The 17,599-nt window shown below is 60.8% G+C and carries 16 protein-coding genes and 1 tRNA gene; 5 read left to right on the forward strand and 12 right to left on the reverse strand.

What is annotated here, in order from left to right; genetic code table 11:
- Positions 1 to 105 precede the first annotated feature (105 nt).
- On the forward strand, positions 106 to 534 hold the full coding sequence (locus tag PVZ78_RS29845) for a type II toxin-antitoxin system HicB family antitoxin (protein ID WP_124339697.1): 429 nt from the start codon (positions 106 to 108) through the stop codon (positions 532 to 534).
- 520 nt (positions 535 to 1,054) lie between these two features.
- Here PVZ78_RS29845 and PVZ78_RS29850 read toward each other — a convergent pair.
- The 6 genes from PVZ78_RS29850 to PVZ78_RS29875 form a co-directional block, all read right to left on the reverse strand.
- A complete protein-coding gene (locus tag PVZ78_RS29850; protein WP_124339698.1) occupies positions 1,055 to 2,521 on the reverse strand; it encodes a hypothetical protein in 1,467 nt (488 codons plus the stop codon).
- Positions 2,522 to 3,050: 529 nt separating this feature from the next.
- Positions 3,051 to 3,124, reverse strand: a tRNA-Gly gene (locus PVZ78_RS29855).
- A 202-nt stretch (positions 3,125 to 3,326) separates the two neighbouring features.
- Entirely contained in the window at positions 3,327 to 4,211 is an 885-nt protein-coding gene (locus PVZ78_RS29860) for an alpha/beta fold hydrolase (protein WP_009047472.1), read from the reverse strand.
- Positions 4,212 to 4,564: 353 nt separating this feature from the next.
- Positions 4,565 to 5,257 (reverse strand): pseudouridine synthase, encoded by a 693-nt coding sequence (locus PVZ78_RS29865; protein WP_009047473.1) that lies wholly within the window; start codon positions 5,255 to 5,257, stop codon positions 4,565 to 4,567.
- Positions 5,258 to 5,290: 33 nt separating this feature from the next.
- Complete coding sequence (locus PVZ78_RS29870; RefSeq protein ID WP_273829684.1) at positions 5,291 to 5,509, reverse strand: cysteine-rich CWC family protein; 219 nt, start codon at positions 5,507 to 5,509, stop codon at positions 5,291 to 5,293.
- Between the two features lie 7 nt (positions 5,510 to 5,516).
- Positions 5,517 to 7,004, reverse strand: a complete 1,488-nt coding sequence (locus PVZ78_RS29875; protein WP_273829674.1) for a sensor domain-containing diguanylate cyclase — start codon at positions 7,002 to 7,004, stop codon at positions 5,517 to 5,519.
- A 272-nt stretch (positions 7,005 to 7,276) separates the two neighbouring features.
- Here PVZ78_RS29875 and PVZ78_RS29880 point away from each other — a divergent pair, with 272 nt between their 5' ends.
- Positions 7,277 to 7,723 carry a hypothetical protein gene (locus PVZ78_RS29880; protein WP_009047476.1) on the forward strand — a complete coding sequence of 149 codons (447 nt, stop codon included), beginning with the start codon at positions 7,277 to 7,279 and terminating at the stop codon, positions 7,721 to 7,723.
- A gap of 57 nt (positions 7,724 to 7,780) precedes the next feature.
- On the opposite strand, the gene PVZ78_RS29885 is transcribed toward PVZ78_RS29880, so the two are convergent.
- On the reverse strand, positions 7,781 to 8,893 hold the full coding sequence (locus PVZ78_RS29885; protein ID WP_038630829.1) for an enoyl-CoA hydratase/isomerase family protein: 1,113 nt from the start codon (positions 8,891 to 8,893) through the stop codon (positions 7,781 to 7,783).
- A gap of 131 nt (positions 8,894 to 9,024) precedes the next feature.
- Here PVZ78_RS29885 and ung point away from each other — a divergent pair, with 131 nt between their 5' ends.
- Positions 9,025 to 9,717, forward strand: coding sequence for a uracil-DNA glycosylase (gene ung, locus PVZ78_RS29890; RefSeq protein WP_009047478.1), 693 nt, complete (start codon positions 9,025 to 9,027; stop codon positions 9,715 to 9,717).
- Positions 9,718 to 9,889: 172 nt separating this feature from the next.
- Here the strand turns inward: ung and PVZ78_RS29895 are convergent, their stop codons facing one another.
- From PVZ78_RS29895 to PVZ78_RS29915, 5 genes are all read right to left on the reverse strand, one after another.
- Positions 9,890 to 10,921 (reverse strand): AbrB family transcriptional regulator, encoded by a 1,032-nt coding sequence (locus tag PVZ78_RS29895; RefSeq protein ID WP_009047479.1) that lies wholly within the window; start codon positions 10,919 to 10,921, stop codon positions 9,890 to 9,892.
- A complete protein-coding gene (locus PVZ78_RS29900; RefSeq protein ID WP_007930213.1) occupies positions 10,914 to 12,428 on the reverse strand; it encodes a tripartite tricarboxylate transporter permease in 1,515 nt (504 codons plus the stop codon). The genes PVZ78_RS29895 and PVZ78_RS29900 overlap by 8 nt, the downstream gene beginning before the upstream one ends.
- Position 12,429: 1 nt before the next feature.
- Positions 12,430 to 12,888 (reverse strand): tripartite tricarboxylate transporter TctB family protein, encoded by a 459-nt coding sequence (locus PVZ78_RS29905; RefSeq protein WP_016702126.1) that lies wholly within the window; start codon positions 12,886 to 12,888, stop codon positions 12,430 to 12,432.
- 56 nt (positions 12,889 to 12,944) lie between these two features.
- On the reverse strand, positions 12,945 to 13,931 hold the full coding sequence (locus PVZ78_RS29910; protein WP_028681770.1) for a Bug family tripartite tricarboxylate transporter substrate binding protein: 987 nt from the start codon (positions 13,929 to 13,931) through the stop codon (positions 12,945 to 12,947).
- Between the two features lie 81 nt (positions 13,932 to 14,012).
- Positions 14,013 to 15,305, reverse strand: coding sequence for an OprD family porin (locus PVZ78_RS29915; RefSeq protein WP_273829675.1), 1,293 nt, complete (start codon positions 15,303 to 15,305; stop codon positions 14,013 to 14,015).
- Positions 15,306 to 15,540: 235 nt separating this feature from the next.
- Here PVZ78_RS29915 and PVZ78_RS29920 point away from each other — a divergent pair, with 235 nt between their 5' ends.
- The gene (locus PVZ78_RS29920; protein ID WP_009042580.1) at positions 15,541 to 16,212 is read left to right on the forward strand and encodes a response regulator; all 672 of its coding nucleotides are present in this window, start codon (positions 15,541 to 15,543) and stop codon (positions 16,210 to 16,212) included.
- A complete protein-coding gene (locus PVZ78_RS29925; RefSeq protein ID WP_009047482.1) occupies positions 16,205 to 17,590 on the forward strand; it encodes a sensor histidine kinase in 1,386 nt (461 codons plus the stop codon). Before PVZ78_RS29920 ends, PVZ78_RS29925 begins: the two co-directional genes overlap by 8 nt.
- Positions 17,591 to 17,599: the final 9 nt, after the last annotated feature.

Consider the following 17,599-nt stretch of genomic DNA (forward strand, 5'->3'; position numbering starts at 1 on the left):
AGGCAGGAAGGCAGGAAGGCAGGAAGGCAGGAAGGCAGGAAGGCAGGAAGTCGAGGAAGTCGAGGAAGTCGAGGTAGTCGCGGAAGCCGCGGAGGGGTCACGTTTATGTTTGAGTATACGTTAGAGGTTCACAAAGAGCCGGGCAGCGTTTGGTTGTCATGTGTAGAGATTCCAGAGATGCACGCCGCCGGCGAAACTCTGGAGGAAGCGCTGGACAGCGCACTGGATTCAATCGAGACAGCTTTGTCAATTTATGTCGATGATCGTCGGGCTATCCCAACTGGTGGGGGGGCTACGGGCGAAGTCGTGTTGCGTCTACCAGCTCTCACCGCGTCGAAAGTCGCGTTGTGGAATACGCTCCTGGAATCGGGAGTGAGCAAAGCCGAGTTGGCCCGCCGCTTGGAGGTTAATCGACCTCAGGTGGATCGCCTGGTCGACTTTCTCCATCACTCCAAAATCGAGAACGTTGAGCGTGCTCTACAAGAGCTAGGGCGTCGGATTACGCTTTCCGTAGAGAAGATGGAAGCGGCCTAAGCCCAGCGGCAGATCGCTTGAAACAAGCCCCCACGGCCTTGGCTGGTGAGGGCTTTTTTTATGCGCAGCATCAGCCCAGCAAAACTTCTTGCAGAGAGAAAAAATCTGCTGAGAAATCACTTATCCCCCTCCCGCCAGCGGGCTTCATCTCGTCGTTTTTTGCAATCGCATCAGTGATGCGAACCGTTTAGGCAAGCACGCCCGCCAAGGGGGAGAGTGCAAGGGGGTAATTTCAATCTGTGAAGCCTTTTGCAAGGATTTGCAGCTTCGTTTCAAAAGCGGCAGAAAGCAGGAGTCAATAGCCATATCAGCCACATGCCCAGCTTTGCTAAGCGCGAACTGAAAAAAAGCACGAAAATCTGAATTTTTTACTAAGTGGTACCCTACTATTTGAAAGACTCGTCCTTAAGCCTAAAGGTTGGAAACCCTCGTTATACAAGGGTTTGGATTTCACACCGATTGCACATCATTTCCATGGAACCTCGCGAAATCCCTGGCGAATATTCCTCCCATTCTGTTGTCAGTCACTTTCTACGATTGGTTCGCGCAGATCCCTCACAGGGTGACCAAATGTATAGTAGTCAATGTATTTTTCGCTCCCCTCAGTTAGTTTAATAACAATCCTGCCGAGTATGATTCTAAGTATTTTTGTGGAGCGAATACTTTCGATTACAGATAACTCTTCATTTCCGTGCGCCGCATTGTTGCGCTTATCCCATGCACCATTTTCAAGAACTCCAAGCGTAAGCCCAAGTGAACTATAGAAACGCTCGGCTAAAGTTCGTTGGGGTGCCATATTGCCATTTTGTATTTTTTTAAGAAAAAGATCCTTCGCTTCAGTAGGGATACCTTGCTTCTGAAGGTACTTCGTCAGTACTTTAATTGAGCGCCTATATTGGGCTTTTTCGACGATGGTGTGACTGATCTTTGAGTTGCTTCTTTCAATTTCTCGTTTTTGAATTGTTTCTATCATTGCACCGTAATAAGCAGCTTTCATGTAGGGTGGCGAAACCTCTGCATGCCATAGTCGGAAAATGAATTTCTGCAGGTCAAGAAGCTCGTAGTTTTTGTAAAATCCCGTGGCCATCTTTTGAAGGAGGGGACTATTTAATAAATTCGTACCGTTGGACGTGATGGGGGAGAATGGCTGCGACACTATATCCCATGCTCTACCGCCGATGGTTGAAGGGGTCACCGCCTCGAAACCTATAACCCCTCCTTGTTCTGTGAAGAATTTGGAACCGAAATAAACTAAAGGTAATCCGAATGCGAAAGATAGACTTGTCCGGATTTTTTCTCTTGTTGCTTTGTCTGGATGTCCACTGTAATAAATGTATCCGGGTCGGTTTGAAAGAGGTATGAATGAGTCTTTAACTGAACAAATAATAACGGCGTGTTCGTCGAAATTAAATCTAGCACATGCTGTGGTAAAGCTGGTGTTGCTTGGTAGATAGGTTTTTATGTTTATCTCAGGCTGTCCCGGGAAAGTAATTTCATGCTCGCCTGATTTTTTACTTTCAGAACGATCGCACCAAATATAGTGATCTGGTAGGTTGGCAATTTGATCAATTGTGTAGATTGCTTCGGAGTCGGAGTTTGCATACTCAATTTCTGCGATGTTATATGTTGCTGTAGTGGCTGTGTCTTGGTTTGGGCTAAGGGATTTTATGCTAACATTTGTTTGAGAATAGCTTCGTATTGTTCCAGATCCCACATAGCCGGATATAGCGACGCTATTGTCTAAGCGATAAACGAGGCCGAGAGGGATTTGCTTTCTTTCGGGACGATCATTCGCGTGTGATCGCGTAATCATATGGATGCCGAAGTTATCATCCCTTATTATTTCGAGTTCATTTATTTGTTTTGGAAGGTCTTCGCCCTCACCCAAAATGATACCGAATTTGCTGGAGAAACCCTCCAGCGAGTCGCTGTTCCAAATTTCCATAATCTTTTTGTACCTGCCGTTATCCATAGCGAATAACAGCATAATTTACATTCTGCGTTCTTCGTAGGATAGGTCAGTGGTGCAAAAGGTTAACGATCAAGCTTTCACACGCTGGGCGCCCTCGAAAATTTAGAAGTGATTAGGCGAAAGGGTAATTTTGGTAAGGAAGACCAAGGAATGGGATGGAACCCTTACCGGACGCGGCTTCCACTTATTACCTTGAGAGGTAATATTCGGTAAGGCTGGAGGTAATATTTCACCAAGTTCCTGATTTCATTGGGTTTTGTTAGGGCGTGGTATTACTGAATGAATAGGTAATTTTCTAACCTATCTATTACTCAATTATTACCTTTGAAGAATGGCTATAAGTGCTTGATTTTGTTGAGCTTTCAGAGTGGTGAAAAAGGACATTACCAAAATTACCTTTTTCCCATGGGTCAACTGAAAACGGGGGTATTGCTAAGGGAGGGGATGCTGACCGGCGCTTCCACGCATATTGAGTAACTGTCACCAAAACTGTCACCAGTCTCGCCTGACGCTACATCGATACCGCTGGAGGCCTTGAAAATAGTGGAGCGGGTGAAGGGAATCGAACCCTCGTTATCAGCTTGGGAAGCTGGAGTAATGCCATTATACGACACCCGCTCGGAGCGGCTGACTTTGTACCAGAAGTGCGCGCGGATTTGAAGTTTTTCTTTGCCGGGCCTGTGTCTGCGAGGCGGCGGGAGACGTGCACGGGCACGCTTCTACGCCGTCATCGCGGTGACGGGGCGAAGACCGTCTTGCGGTCTATCGCGAGCAAGCTCGCTCCTGCGGCAGGGGACGAGTTGCTCGCGATGACGCCACTTCAGATAGCCAGGGCATGGTGGTCCTGCAGGTAGTGATAACGCGGACGACTGGTGTGCTGGGTCGGTTTGAGAAACCCCATCAGCGCGTTGCGGCTGTCCCGGCAGGCGGCCTTGTGTTCCATGTCGAGGAAGTGCCCGGCGGCCTGGATGGTGCTGAAGGTCGAGTGCCGGACATGGTTGCCGAACAGCCGGGCGTCATTGGCGGCGGTGTATTCGTCCCATTCGCCGTTCATGAACAGCACCGGTACGTCGATGTTCTTCGCCGCTTTCAGGTAGCACTGGCGGTCGCTGTTGAGGACATGGCTGATGTGGAAGTGCATCTGCCCGTATTCATGCTCGGCCAGGGTGCTGACGTGGCGATAGTTGAAGCGCTTGAACAGCGACGGCAGGTGCTTGCCGATGGTCTCGTTGACCAGGTGCCCGACCCGGTCGCGGTCCAGGCTGCCGAGGTAATCGACACCGCGTTCGAGGTAGTCGCGCATCGGCTCGTTGATCACTGGCGAGAACGAGCTGATCACCGCCTTTTCGATGCGTCGCGGGCGCTGTGCCAGGGCGAGCAGCGTCGGCGCGCCACCCCAGGAAAACGACATCACATGCTCGGCGGCGAAGTGGTCGATCAGTTCCAGGAGGATCTGTCCTTCGACTTCCTTGGTGAGCATTTTCTCGTGTCTGTTGTGGGCTTTCGAACGACCGGCGTAGGGCTGGTCGTAGAGCACAACGTTGAACTGCGGATGCAGGTTCTTCACGGTCTGCGCAAAAGACGCAGTGGTGGCCATTGAGCCGTTGACCAGAATGATGGTCTTTTCTGCGGCATCTGCGCGATAGAACTCCGTGTAAACCCGATACTGACCTTGTATATCCAGCACAGCGATTTCTGGCCTCATGTCATAAGACTCCTGGCAAGCGGGTATGCGCGCAACCGAGGGTGCACGAGATTTGTGACAGGTAGGCATACGCCTGGAATTTTTGAGCCCATGTCGATCCGCAACAGATGGTCGACGGGTGTTGTTATAGGCGGGCAATTTGCCGGACAACAGGAATGAGCACAGGCGGCTCGGACGGCAAAGGATTTCTTAGAAGTATGTTCGTGACTAATCGGTCACATTTCGGCCGACGGACTGATTCAAGCAGGGAGAACGCCGTCTCGCAAGTGCCGTTGGTAAATTGTTCGACAACTTTCGGCTGAATGGTCATCGCATCGTCGATGGCTTACAGCGGCTACAGAAATTGTAGGTGCTCAGATCAGGCGGATTTCTTCATCGGTCAGCGGCCGGTACTCGCCGGGCGCCAGGTTTTCGTCGAGGGCCAGCGGTCCCATGCGTTCGCGGTGCAGGCGCAAGACCTTGTTGTCGAAATGGCCGAACATGCGTTTGACCTGGTGGTAGCGGCCTTCGACGATGCTCAGCCGCGCGCACCGGGGGCCCAGGATCTGCAGCTCGGCGGGCAGGGTGGTGAGGTCCTCGAAGGCGAAGTACAGGCCCCGGGCGAAGGTCTCGGCGTACTCCGGGCCTATGTCCTGTTCGGTCTCGACGTAATAGCGCTTCGGCAGTTTGGTCTGCGGCTGGGTCAGGCGTCGCGACCAGTTGCCGTCGTTGGTGAGGATCAATAAACCGGTGGTGTTGTAGTCCAGGCGCCCGGCGATGTGCAGCTCGTGCTTGTCCGGTTCGTCCAGCAGGTCGAGCACGGTGCGGTGTTCGGGATCGCGGGTGGCGCTGACGCAGCCCATGGGTTTGTGCAGCATGAAATAGCGCGGCGGCTTGCCGGCCTGCAGCACTTCGTCGTCGAGCTCGACCCGGCTGAATTCGCGCACCTCGGCGTGGGGATCGCTGACCACCTGGCCGTCGATGCGGATGCGCTTTGCCACCAGCAACAGGCGCACCTGCTGACGATTGAAGCGGGGCAGGTTACTGAGGAAGCGGTCAACGCGCATGGCTATCGGCAGGCTGGCAAAGGGCTGCGCATCTTACGGGATCGGCCTGGCGGTCGCTTGCAGTTGCGCCTCGACCCGGGCGCAGCGCGGACACAGGCAGGCGCGATCGCGCAGCTCCGGCGGCAGTGCCTGGAGCACTGCCGGGTCGATGCTCACGCTGTAGCACCAGCAGGCCTGGTCGGCGGTACGCGGGTCGGCCTGGCTGCAGTCGTTGCGGGCGCCGCAGGCCGGGCAGAGGCTGGGGCTGTTCAGGGTCGGTTCATTCATAACGGGAGTGAGGCATTTCCACGCAGGTTCGGTTACGGCCAGTCTGCTTGGCACGGTACATCGCATGGTCGGCGCGCGACAGCAGGCTGTGCAGGGTATCGTCCGCCTGCAGCGTGGTCACGCCGATACTGACAGTCAGCTGCATGTTCTTGCCCTCATAGGCGTAGCGCTGTTGCTCGATCAGCAGGCGGATTTTCTCGGCAATCTTCAGCGCCGTGGCGCTGTCGGTGTCCTTGAGCAGCACGATGAACTCTTCGCCGCCCCAACGGCAAACGATATCGGATTTGCGCAGGCAGCTTTCCAGGTGCCGGGCGAAGCCGCTCAGCACCTGGTCGCCGGCGAGGTGGCCGTAGGTGTCGTTGAGGCGTTTGAAGTGATCCAGATCCAGCAGCAGGGCGGTCAGCGGCTTGGGCTCGCGCTGGGCTTCGAGCATGGCCTGGGCGGCCAGCAGGTCGAAGCCGCGGCGGTTGTGCAGGCCGGTGAGGCTGTCGAGGGTGGCCTGGGTTTCGATCTTGCGCTGGAAGCGCCTGACCACGCCGTTGAGCAGGGCCAGCACGATCAGGGTGATGACCAGGCAGATCAGCAGGTTGAGGTACAGCGAGCGGCGGATATCGCCCAGGGCGCTGCCCTCGTGCTTGTCGACGAACAGGTACCAATTCAGCTCGGGAATGAAACGCACATTGAGGAAGTGCCGCTGGTCTGGGGCGCTGTACTCGTAGCTGCCGCTGTGAGGCTTGGGCAGCCTGGCCTGCAGGTCGCGCAGGTTTTCCAGTTCGGACAGCGATTGGCCGGCCCGCGCGCCCTGCGGACCGCCTTCGGCCCCGGTGAGGACGATCCGGCTCTGGGTATCGACGAAATACACACTGCGCTGATAACGCTGTTGGTAGCGGTCGATCAGCTTGACCACCGTATCCACCTTGAGGCCGACACCAGCGACGCCGATGAAATTGTCCTGGTAGTCGTAGACCTTGTAGTTGATGAAAAACGTCAGGTTGTTCTGGTTGGCCTGGTCCGGATCGACGTTGATTTCATACGGGGTGGCCATGTCGCGGACGCGGAAATACCAGGCGTCGGGAGGGGTATCAGGGGCGATTTTTTTCAGCACGCCCTTGGCGTGGTAGTAGGTCAGGGTGCTGTTGGAGACGAAGAACGCGGTGTAGGCGCCGTAGTGGGTCATGACTTCGTTGAGGTAGCGGGTCATCTGCTCGGGATCGCGTTCGCCACTCATCACCCAGTCGCGCATGAAGGTATCGCGGGACATCATCGAAGAAATCAGGATCGGTCGTACCAGATCTTTCTGGATCTCCGAATACACGGTGTCGGAAGTCAGCGGCAGCTCGGTGTTGACGATGTTGTCGCGGATCGAGGTTCGCGAGGCGTAATAGCTGAGCAAGGACGTGGCCATAAAACCGCCACCCAGCAGCACGATGAGCGTGATGATCAACCAGCGCTGCGAATACAGCGGGGAACTAAGCGGCATGGGCGATTCCCTGGCAGTGACCCGATGCAAGCATTCTAGTGGCTGCGTCGACGAGTAGCGGCGTGATTTGATAGCTCGCCAGCAATGGCCCGCAGCCAGCGAAAACCGGGCCTTCTCGGATCCAAAATCCTCGCCTGACGACTTGTATCAAGGTGTAACCAAAATCGCACCAGACCCGGTTTTCGCGGTCAGATATTCCGTCAGCCAGAACATCCTTGGCTGCCGCCGGCCAGCGTCGCTGGCATGGCCCATCAGCGGTCCAGGAGGCCGCCATGTATCGTCGAATTCTTCTCACTGCGTTCCTGGGTTTGGCTCTTTCTGCCTGCGTTCCCTATTACGACTACGACGGAGGTTCCACTTACTACCGCTCTGAGGTCTATACGACGCCGGCGCCGGTCTACTACGGCGGCTCCTATTATTCTTCCGGCCGCGGCTATTACGCGCCGCGTTATTACCAACCTGCGCCTCGCTACTATCAGCCAGCGCCCCGGTACTACCAGCCGCGGTATTACCAATCGGCTCCGCGTTACTATCAGTCGGCGCCGCGGGCGGTTTATCGCGCCTACCCGAACCGTGGCTGGGATGGCCACCGCCAGGGCTGGAACAACGACTATCGGCGTCATGACGGCCGCCGCGACCATGACGGCCGGCGTGGCGGTCGAGACTGGAGCGATCGCGGCCGCGACGATCACCGTCGTGACCGTCATCACAACCGCTGATCTGCCCACAACGAACAAGCGGCGCCTGGTGCGCCGCTTTTTTCATGGCGGGCTTTTTTAGAAGTCCGACAGATCCGCCAAGGGGTGACGGCCTTCCCAGGCCTTGTGGAAATGCGCCTGCACCACGGCGGCGGGAACGCTGTTGATGTCCGGCCAGTGCCAGCGGGGCTTGTGGTCCTTGTCGATCAAGCGCGCCCGCACCCCTTCGCTGAATTCAGGATGCCGGCAGCAGTTCAGGCTCAGGGTGTATTCCATCTGGAACACCTGGGCCAGGGACAGGTGCCGGGCCCGCTGGATCTGTTCCCAGACCAGGCAGGCGGTCAGCGGGCAGCCCTCGCCGAGGGTTTTCGCCGCCCGCGCGAGCAGGGCATCCGAGTGATTGTGCAACTGGCTGATGGCGCGCCAGGCACAGCGTACGTCGCTGACGTCCAGCCACTCGTCGATCTGCTGGCGCCGTGGCAGCCACTGGGCCGCGGGCATCTGCGCCATGGCTTCCTGTTGCAGGGCCTTGAGCAGGCTGTTGAGCTGCATCGGCGTCTGCTCCTGCCAGTTGAGTTGCAGCAGCCCGTCGATCAACGCTTCCTGCTGGTCGTCCCGCAGGAAGCGGTCGGCCAGGCCCAGGTCGATGGCGTCGCGACCGTTCATATGCGCGCCGGTCAGGCCGAGGAACAGCCCGAGCTTGCCCGGCAGGCGCGAGAGGAACCAGCTGGCGCCGACATCCGGGTACAGGCCGATGCTGATTTCCGGCATCGCCAGGCGGCTGCTCGGTGTGACGATACGAATGCTGGCGCCTTGCAGCAGGCCCAGGCCGCCACCGAGCACATAGCCGTGGCCCCAGCAGATCAGCGGTTTCGGGTAGGTGTGCAGGCGGTAGTCGAGGCGGTATTCCGCGGCGAAGAACTGCCCGGCCAGCGGCGGTACTTCGCCGGGGTGGGCCAGGCAGGCCTGGACCAGGCTGCGCACTTCGCCGCCGGCGCAAAAGGCCTTGGCGCCGTTGCCGCGCAACAGCACACAGACCACCTGCGGGTCCTTGGCCCAGGCTTCCAGGCGGTCGCTCAACAGATGGATCATCGGCAGGGACAAGGCGTTGAGGGATTGTTCGGCATCCAGGCTGGCAATTGCGATGCGTGCGCCATCGGTGCCGGTGAGTTCTTCGAAGTGCAGATTCATCGTGACCTCGATCGGGAATTTGAGCGTTCAGTATGATCGCTATAGGCGAAAGTGGCGGTTCTGCGTCAGATCAATTGACAAGCGTGGTGGGCTTTCCTAGGGTGCGCCCATTGATTTTACCGGGTGCAACCATGACCGATGACGACCGTATCAAACTCGAACCCAGCTGGAAGCAGGCGCTGCGTGCCGAATTCGACCAGCCTTACATGGCGGAGTTACGCGAGTTCCTGCGTCAGGAACATGCCGCCGGCAAGGAGATCTATCCGCCGGGCCCGTTGATCTTCAACGCGCTGAATTCCACGCCGCTGGACAAGGTCAAGGTGGTGATCCTCGGCCAGGACCCTTATCACGGCCCGGGCCAGGCCCACGGCCTGTGCTTCTCGGTACAGCCCGGCGTACCGGCGCCGCCGTCCCTGGTGAACATCTATAAAGAGCTCAAGCGCGACCTGAACATCGACATGCCCAACCACGGCTACCTGCAGAGCTGGGCCGACCAGGGTGTGCTGATGCTCAACACCACCATGACCGTACAGCGGGCCAACGCCGCTTCCCACGCGGGCAGGGGCTGGCAGCATTTCACCGACCGGATCATCGAAGTGGTGAGCCAGCACCAGCCCCACCTGGTGTTCCTGCTGTGGGGTTCCCATGCCCAGAGCAAGCAGAAGCTGATCGATGCCACCAAGCATCTGGTGCTGACCTCGGTACACCCGTCGCCCCTGTCGGCGTACCGCGGCTTTATCGGTTGCGGGCATTTCAGCCGGACCAACAAATACCTCGAGCAGAATGGCGAGACGCCGATCGAATGGCGCTTGCCGCCGGTTTGATGGAGGGTTGAAGGCCGTCATCGCGGGTAAGCCCCGCTCCTACAGAAACAACGCCAAACCCTGTAGCCGCTGCCGCAGGCTGCGATAGGTCCGAAGGACCTCGGCGATTCTGTATATTGCGCCCCTTTCGGGGTCGATCGCAGCCTGCGGCAGCGGCTACGGGGGACCGGCTTCAGTCCGGTTTCTTGTCCCAATGCCGGAACAGCGGCTCGGCCAGAAACAGCACGAACAGCAAGCGCATCACCTGCATCGCCGTCACCAGCGGCACCGACAGTTGCAGGGTCTCGGCCGTCAGGCTCATTTCCGCGATGCCGCCGGGCATCATGCCCAATGTCAGCGAACGCAAATCCAGATGAGTCAGGGCGCTCAGGGCCACGGCCGCGAGGCTGGCGATCAGCATGGTCAGCGCGGTGCCGACCAGGGTGCGGCCCATGAACGAGGGCGCGCGACGGAAGAACTGGCGATTGAAGTGACAGCCCAGGCCGCTGCCGATCAGCCACTGGCCGATCTGGCTGCCGCCGTCCGGCAGGCCGATGTGCAGGTCCCAGCCGATACTGACCGCGGCGCTGACCAGCAGCGGCCCGAACAGCCAGGGGTTGGGCTGGCGCAGACGCTGCCAGAGCCAGGCGAGCAGGGCGCCCGCCGGAAACAATACCGCCAGCCAGCGCCAATCGACGCTGGCCGGATGCAATTGGGGCACGCCTTCACCCAACAGGTACTTGAAGGCCGCCGGTACACACAAGACCACCACCAGCACCCGCAGGCTCTGCCCGGCCGCCACACGGCTGAGCACCGCGCCGTTGCGCGCGCCGAGGTTGACCATCTCGCCGGAGCCGCCCGGCATGCTGGAGAAGAACGCGGTGGCCCGGTCCTCACCGGTGCGCCGCAGCAGCCAGACCCCGACCACGCTGGACAGGCTGGTGACCAGGGCACCGAAGAAGATCAGGCCGAAATGGCTCATGACCTGCTCCATCACCACCGGGGTGAAGTGCAGGCCGATGCCGATCCCTACCACCCATTGCCCGCATTTGCGGCCGCCGGGAATTTCCCCCAGTTGCCAGGGCGTCAGGCAGCGCACCAGGATGATCGCCAGCAACGAGCCGACCATCCACGGCAGCGGCCAGCCGATCTGGCTGGCGAGGTAACCGCCGACCAGACCGACCAGGGGCGTCCCCCACCACTGTTTGAAGCTGACCTCAGACATCGGCCACGGCGCGTTGCAGGGCCGAGCGCTTGCGCCAGATGCGGATCATCGGCATCAGCAGCATGATCACGGTCAGCACCCAGACGCCGACGGTGATCGGGCTGGACCAGAGGATTTCCATCGCGCCGTTGGAGATCGACAGCGCGCGACGCAGGTTCTGTTCCATCAGTCCGCCGAGGATAAAGCCCAGCAACACTGGCGACAGCGGAAAATCCAGCTTGCGCAGGATGTAGCCGAAGATGCCGATGCCGACCATCAGGAACAGGTCGAAGGTGGTGGCGTGCACCGCGTAGACGCCGATCCCGGTGATGATTGCGATCACCGGCACCAGGGCCCAGTTCGGCACGGCGAGGATGCGGGTGAAGACGCGGATCATCGGGATGTTGAGGATCACCAGCATGATGTTGGCGATGAACAGCGAGGCGATCAGGCCCCAGACGATGTCCGGTTGCTGCTGGAACAGCAGCGGGCCCGGGGTGATGTTGTACAGCGACAGGGCGCCGATCATCACCGCGGTGGTGCCCGAGCCCGGGACGCCGAGGGTCAGCATCGGCACCAGGGCGCCGCAGGCCGAGGCGCCGATCGCGGTTTCCGGAGCCGCCAGGCCGCGCTTGTCGCCCTGGCCGAACTTGCCGCTGGCGCCGGCGATGCGTTTTTCGGTCATGTAGGCCACGGCGCTGGCCAGGGTCGCGCCGGCACCCGGCAAGACGCCCATGATGAAGCCCAGCAGGCCGCAACGGATGTTCACCACGAACACCGACGCCGCTTCCTTGAAGTTGAACATCATGCGCCCGGTGGCTTTCACCGCTTCCTGGCCTCGGTGGGTTTTTTCCAGCAGCAACAGGATCTCGCTGATGGAGAACAGGCCCAGTACCAGCACCACGAACTGGATGCCGTCGGTGAGGTGGATGTTGTCGCCGGTGAAGCGGTACACGCCGCTGTTGGCGTCGATGCCGACCGACGACAGGAACAGCCCGATCAGCGCCGCGATAAAGGTCTTGATCGGTCGGTCACCCGCCATGCCGCCGAGGCAGACAATGGCGAACACCATCAGCACGAAGTACTCCGCCGGGCCGAAGGCGATTGCCCATTTCGCCAGCAGCGGGGCGAACATCACCATGCCGCAGGTGGCGATGAAGGCGCCGATGAACGAGCTCCAGGCCGACAGCGACAAGGCCACCCCGGCCAGGCCCTGGCGCGCCATCGGGTAGCCGTCGAGGGTGGTCATCACGGTGGAGGCTTCGCCCGGGATGTTCAGCAGGATCGAACTGATCCGGCCGCCGTATTCGCAACCCAGGTACACCGCCGCCAGCAGGATCAGCGCCGACTCCGGTGGCAGGCCGAGGGCGAAGGCGATCGGGATCAGCAGCGCCACGCCGTTGATCGGGCCCAGGCCCGGGAGCAGGCCGACCACGGTGCCGATCAGGGTGCCGGTCAGGGCGGTGACCAGGTTGTAGGGGCTCAGCGCGACGCCGAAACCCTGGCCCAAATAGCCAAGCGTATCCATATCAGTTCTCCAGAACGTCGAGCAGGCCCAGGGGCAGTGGCACGTCCATCACCCGGTCGAAGAGCACGTACAGACCGATGGCCATCAGCGTGGTGACCACGGCGCTGGGCACCCAGCGGCCGCCGTACAGGCGCGCCATCGGAATGCCGATCAGGATGCTGCTGAGAATGAAACCCAGGGGTTCGAACAGACCGGCGAAGATCAGCAGCAGGACCACGCAGATGCTGATCTTGGTCAGGGTTTCACGGTCCAGCGGCGGTTCGTCTTCGCTGTGCTTGATCGGCGCCGGGCGAAACACCATGTACAGCAGCGCCAGGCCCATCAGCCCGAGCATCAGCAGGGGAAAGGCGCGCGGGCCGACCGGTTCGTAGGAAAAAGCGGCCTGGTAAGGCCAGGCCATCAGTGCCAGGCCCAGGCAGACCAGGAGCAGCACCGAGGCGAAAATGCGTTGTAAGAGCATGGCAAACTCCTGGGCCCTGCCCCCGCGAAAGGGGCAGGACCGCTAGACAGGGGCGATTACTGGATCAGGCCGAACTCTTTGGCCAGGGTCTTGTAGTCGGCTACCTGCTTCTTCACGTAGGCGTCCAGTTCCGGCCCGGTCATGGCGAACGGGAAGAGTTCGCGCTGGTCGCGCAGCTTGGCGAACTCTTCGGAAGCCAGCAGCTTGTCGAAGGCGTCTTTCCACCAGGCGTAGTCTTCGTCGCTGACCTTCGGCCCGAGGTAGAAGCCGCGCACCACTGGCCAGACGATGTCGTAGCCTTGCTCCTTGGCGGTCGGGATGTCCTTCATTTCCGGCTCGTCCAGGCGCTTGTCGGAGAACACCGCGAGCAGGCGCATGTCACCGCTCTGGATGTGCGGCATGGAGTCGGAGATGTCGGTACTGCCGACCTGGATGTGCCCGCCCAGCAGCGCGGTGGCGATTTCGCCGCCGCCTTCCAGGGCCACGTAGCGCAGGTCGCGCGGGTTGATCCCGGCGGCCTTGGCGATCAGCGCGGTCTGCATCCAGTCCTGGCTGCCGACGGTACCGCCGGAGCCGATCACCACCGAGCTCGGGTCTTTCTTCAGGGCCTTGACCAGATCGTCGAGGGTCTTGTACGGCGAGTCGCTCTTCACGGCGATGGCGCCATAGCTGGTGCCGACCGCGGCCAGCCAGCGCACTGCGCTTTCATCGAAGCGGCCGAACTTGCCCTGGGCCAGGTTCAGCAGCGAACCGCTGGACCAGGCTACCAGCGTGCCGGCGTCGGCCGGACGCTGGGCCACCACCGCGTTGTAGGCCACCGCGCCGACACCGCCGGGCATGTAGGTCACGCGCATTGGTTTGGTCAGCAGCTTTTCGTTGACCAGCGCGCTCTGCGCCAGTTTGCAGGTCAGGTCGAAACCGCCGCCGGGGGAGGCCGGGGCGATGCATTCCGGGCGCTTGGGTTCGCCACTGGCGGCGAGCAGTTGACCGGCGAACAGCATACAGCCGGCGGCGAGGGCCAATTTACGCAGTGATGGGTTCATGCTTGTCTCCACAGGAGTTGTTGTTGTGTATTGCATGCCAGGGGCTTCGGCAGGTGTCAGCACTTGCCGAAGGTCGGTCGATTACCAGAGCGCCAGGCTGTAGCTCACCAGCAGGCGCACTTCATCCGCATCGCGGGCCGAATAGTTGGAACGGTAGGTGGCGTTGCGCAGGCGCACCGCGACGTCCTTGAAGGTGCCGCTTTGCACCACGTACTTGATCTCGGTGTTGCGTTCCCATTCCTTGCCGGTGTCGCCGTTTTTCAGGGCGATGTTGTCACCGCTCAGGTAGCGGGTCATGAAGGTCAGGCCGGGGATGCCGAGCTTGCCGAAGTCGTAGTCGTAGCGGGCTTGCCAGGAGCGCTCTTCGGCGCCGGCGAAGTCGTTGATCTGCACGAAGTTGACCAGGTACGGGTCGGCCCCGTCGAGGTAGGGGAAGGCGCTGTCGCCGGACATGTGCTGGTAGCCGGCGCTGAGTTTATGCCCGTTCTGGGCATAGCTCACCAAACCGTTGAGGGACTTGTTGTCGATCTTGCCGCCGCGGGCCTGGCCCTGGTCGTCACTGACGGCGAAGCGCAGGTCCGTGGCGAAGGTGCCCGGGCCCATCGGCTGCGAGGCGAGCAGGCCGAAGAAGTGCTGGTTGTAGACCTCGGCGAGCTGGGCGAAGTGGTAGCTGCCGGTGATCTTGTCGGTGAACTTGTAGTCCAGGCCGCCGAAGTCGAAGTGCTTGCCGGCGACGGTGCCGGCGAAGCGGCTGTTCTTGTTGTTGAGGGCGATGTCCTCGAAGTCGGTGCTGTCGCGATCCTTGGCTTTCTCCAGGCGCCCGCCGGTGAAGGTCAGGTTCTTGATTTCCCTGGAGGTCAGCAGACCGCCCTCGAAGGTCTGCGGCAGGATGCGTCCGTCGTTGGGCTTGATGGTCGGCAGTTCCGGAATCAGGCTGCCGATCTTCAGTTCGGTGGCGGAGATCTTCACTTTGCCGGTCAGGCCGACCTTGGAGTACTCGTCGGCGGCGCGCCCGTCGTCGTGGGTCGGCAGCAGGCCGGTGCCGGTGCGGTCGGGGCTGGAGTCGAGCTTGATGCCGAGCATGCCCAGCGCATCGACGCCGAAGCCCACGGTGCCGTCGGTGTAGCCCGATTGCAGGTTGAGCATGAAGCCCTGGGCCCATTCGTCGCGCTTGGATTGCTGGGCACTGGTGCCGCTGCGGAAATCGCGGTTGAAGTACATGTTGCGGGTTTCGAGGGTGGCGCTGCTGTCTTCGAAGAAGGCGGCCTGGCTGATCGGTGAGAAACCGGCAAGGGCGGCGGCGCTGGCGAGGGCGGTGTGGCTGAGACGGGAAAAACGAACAGGCTGGCAGGCCTGAGGCTGCATGGACAGCATCGTGTTGTACTCCGTTATTGTTCTTATTGGCGAAAACGCTTCGAGGCGTTTTTCGGGAGGCCACCGGAGGTAGCCACGGAAGTCGAAACAATCCGTAACAGGACTCTAAAGGGCCAACCTTTCGCTAACCTTTCAGCAGACTTTCACGGTTTTCGGGCTTCACAGCAGCGGTCCCGGCTGTAAACTCCGCGGCAATAAAAAGTGCCGTCGATCCCCTGAACGAGGTAGGAAATCCATGCGCGTGCTTCTCGTCGAAGACCACCTGCAGCTGGCTGAAAGTGTCGCCCAGGCGCTCAAGAGCACGGGTTTGACCGTGGATGTGCTGCACGATGGAGTCGCCGCGGACCTGGCCCTGGGCAGCGAGGATTACGCCATGGCGATCCTCGATGTGGGCCTGCCGCGCCTGGATGGTTTCGAAGTGCTGGCGCGCCTGCGTGCACGGGGCAAGAACCTGCCGGTGCTGATGCTGACCGCGCGCAGCGATGTGAAGGACCGGGTCCATGGCCTCAATCTGGGGGCGGACGACTACCTGGCCAAACCCTTCGAACTGACCGAGCTGGAAGCGCGGGTCAAGGCCCTGCTGCGGCGCAGCGTGCTCGGCGGCGAGCGGGTGCAGCGCTGCGGAGTACTGGCCTACGACCTCGATACCCGGCGCTTTACCCTCGGTGAGGAACTGCTGACGTTGACCTCTCGCGAGCAGGCGGTGCTCGAGGCGCTGATCGCCCGGCCGGGGCGGGTCATGAGCAAGGAGCAACTGGCTTCCCAGGTCTTCGGCCTGGATGAAGAGGCCAGCCCGGATGCCATCGAAATCTATGTCCATCGCTTGCGCAAGAAACTCGACGGCCAGCCGGTGGCCATCGTCACCTTCCGTGGCCTCGGCTACCTGTTGGAAAGCCGCGATGCATAGGCCCAGCAGCCTGCGCTGGCGCCTGCTGTGGAACCTGGCGCTGCTGCTGGTGGTATTGATGCTGGCCAGCGGCCTGAGTGCCTACTGGAACGGCCGCGAGGCGGCGGACACCGCCTACGATCGGACCCTGCTGGCCTCGGCCCGCACCATCGCCGCCGGCCTGTCCCAGCGCGACGGCGGCCTGAGCGCCAATGTGCCCTATGTCGCCCTCGATACCTTCGCCTACGACAGCGCCGGGCGGATCTATTACCAGGTCAACGACATCCACCAAAAACTGATTTCCGGTTACGAAAACCTGCCCGGTCCGCCGCCGGGCACGCCGCGCACCGACGATTACCCGGCGCTGGCGCGGTTCTACGATGCCACCTATCAAGGGCAGAACGTCCGCGTGGTGAGCCTGCTCAAGGCGGTCAGCGAGCCGAACATGAACGGCATGGCGGAGATTCGCGTGGCGGAGACCGACGAGGCGCGGGTCCGCATGGCGCGCAGCCTGATGGCCGATACCCTGTTGCGCCTGGGCATGCTGGCCATGGGGGCCTTGCTGCTGGTGTGGTTCGCGGTCAGCGCCGCGTTGCGTCCGCTGGAGCGTTTGCGCAGCGCGGTGGAAGAGCGCCAGCCCGATGATTTGCGCCCCTTGCCGCTGGTCGAGGTGCAGCGCGAGCTGTGGCCACTGGTGCGGGCGCTGAATCACTTCACCGAGCGGCTGCGTGGGCAGTTCGAGCGCCAGGCGCAGTTCATCGCCGATGCCGCACACGAATTGCGCACCCCGTTGGCGGCACTCAAGGCACGCCTGGAACTGGGGCTGCGGGCGTCGGAACCCGAGACTTGGCGCAGCACCCTGGAAAGCGCCGCCCAGGGCACCGATCGCCTGACTCACCTGGCCAATCAGTTGCTGTCCCTGGCGCGGATCGAAAACGGTGCCCGGGCGATTGCCGAGGGCGGCGCGCAATTGCTCGATCTCAGCCAGCTGGCCCGCGAACTGGGCATGGCCATGGCGCCCTTGGCCCACGCCCGGGGGATCGCCCTGGCCCTGGAAGCCGACGAGCCGGTCTGGCTACGCGGCGAGCCGACCCTCTTGAACGAGCTGCTGAGCAACCTGGTGGACAATGCCCTGGCCCACACCAGGCCGGGCGGAAACGTGATCCTGCGGGTCAGCGCGCCGGCGGTGCTGGAGGTGGAGGACGACGGCCCGGGGATTCCGCTGGAAGACCGCGACCGGGTATTCGAGCGTTTCTACCGGCGCAACCCCCATGTCGCCGGTTCCGGCCTGGGCCTGGCGATCGTCGGCGAAATCTGTCGCGCCCATCTGGCGCAGATCAGCCTGCACGATGGCGCTCAGGCGGGGCTGAAGGTGCGGGTGAGTTTTAACGCGGGCTAGGGGCTTTGC

Origin of the sequence: Pseudomonas sp. SBT1-2 (assembly GCF_028640875.1) — a bacterium.
In the GTDB taxonomy this organism is placed as follows: Bacteria; Pseudomonadota; Gammaproteobacteria; order Pseudomonadales; family Pseudomonadaceae; genus Aquipseudomonas; species Aquipseudomonas chlororaphis_I.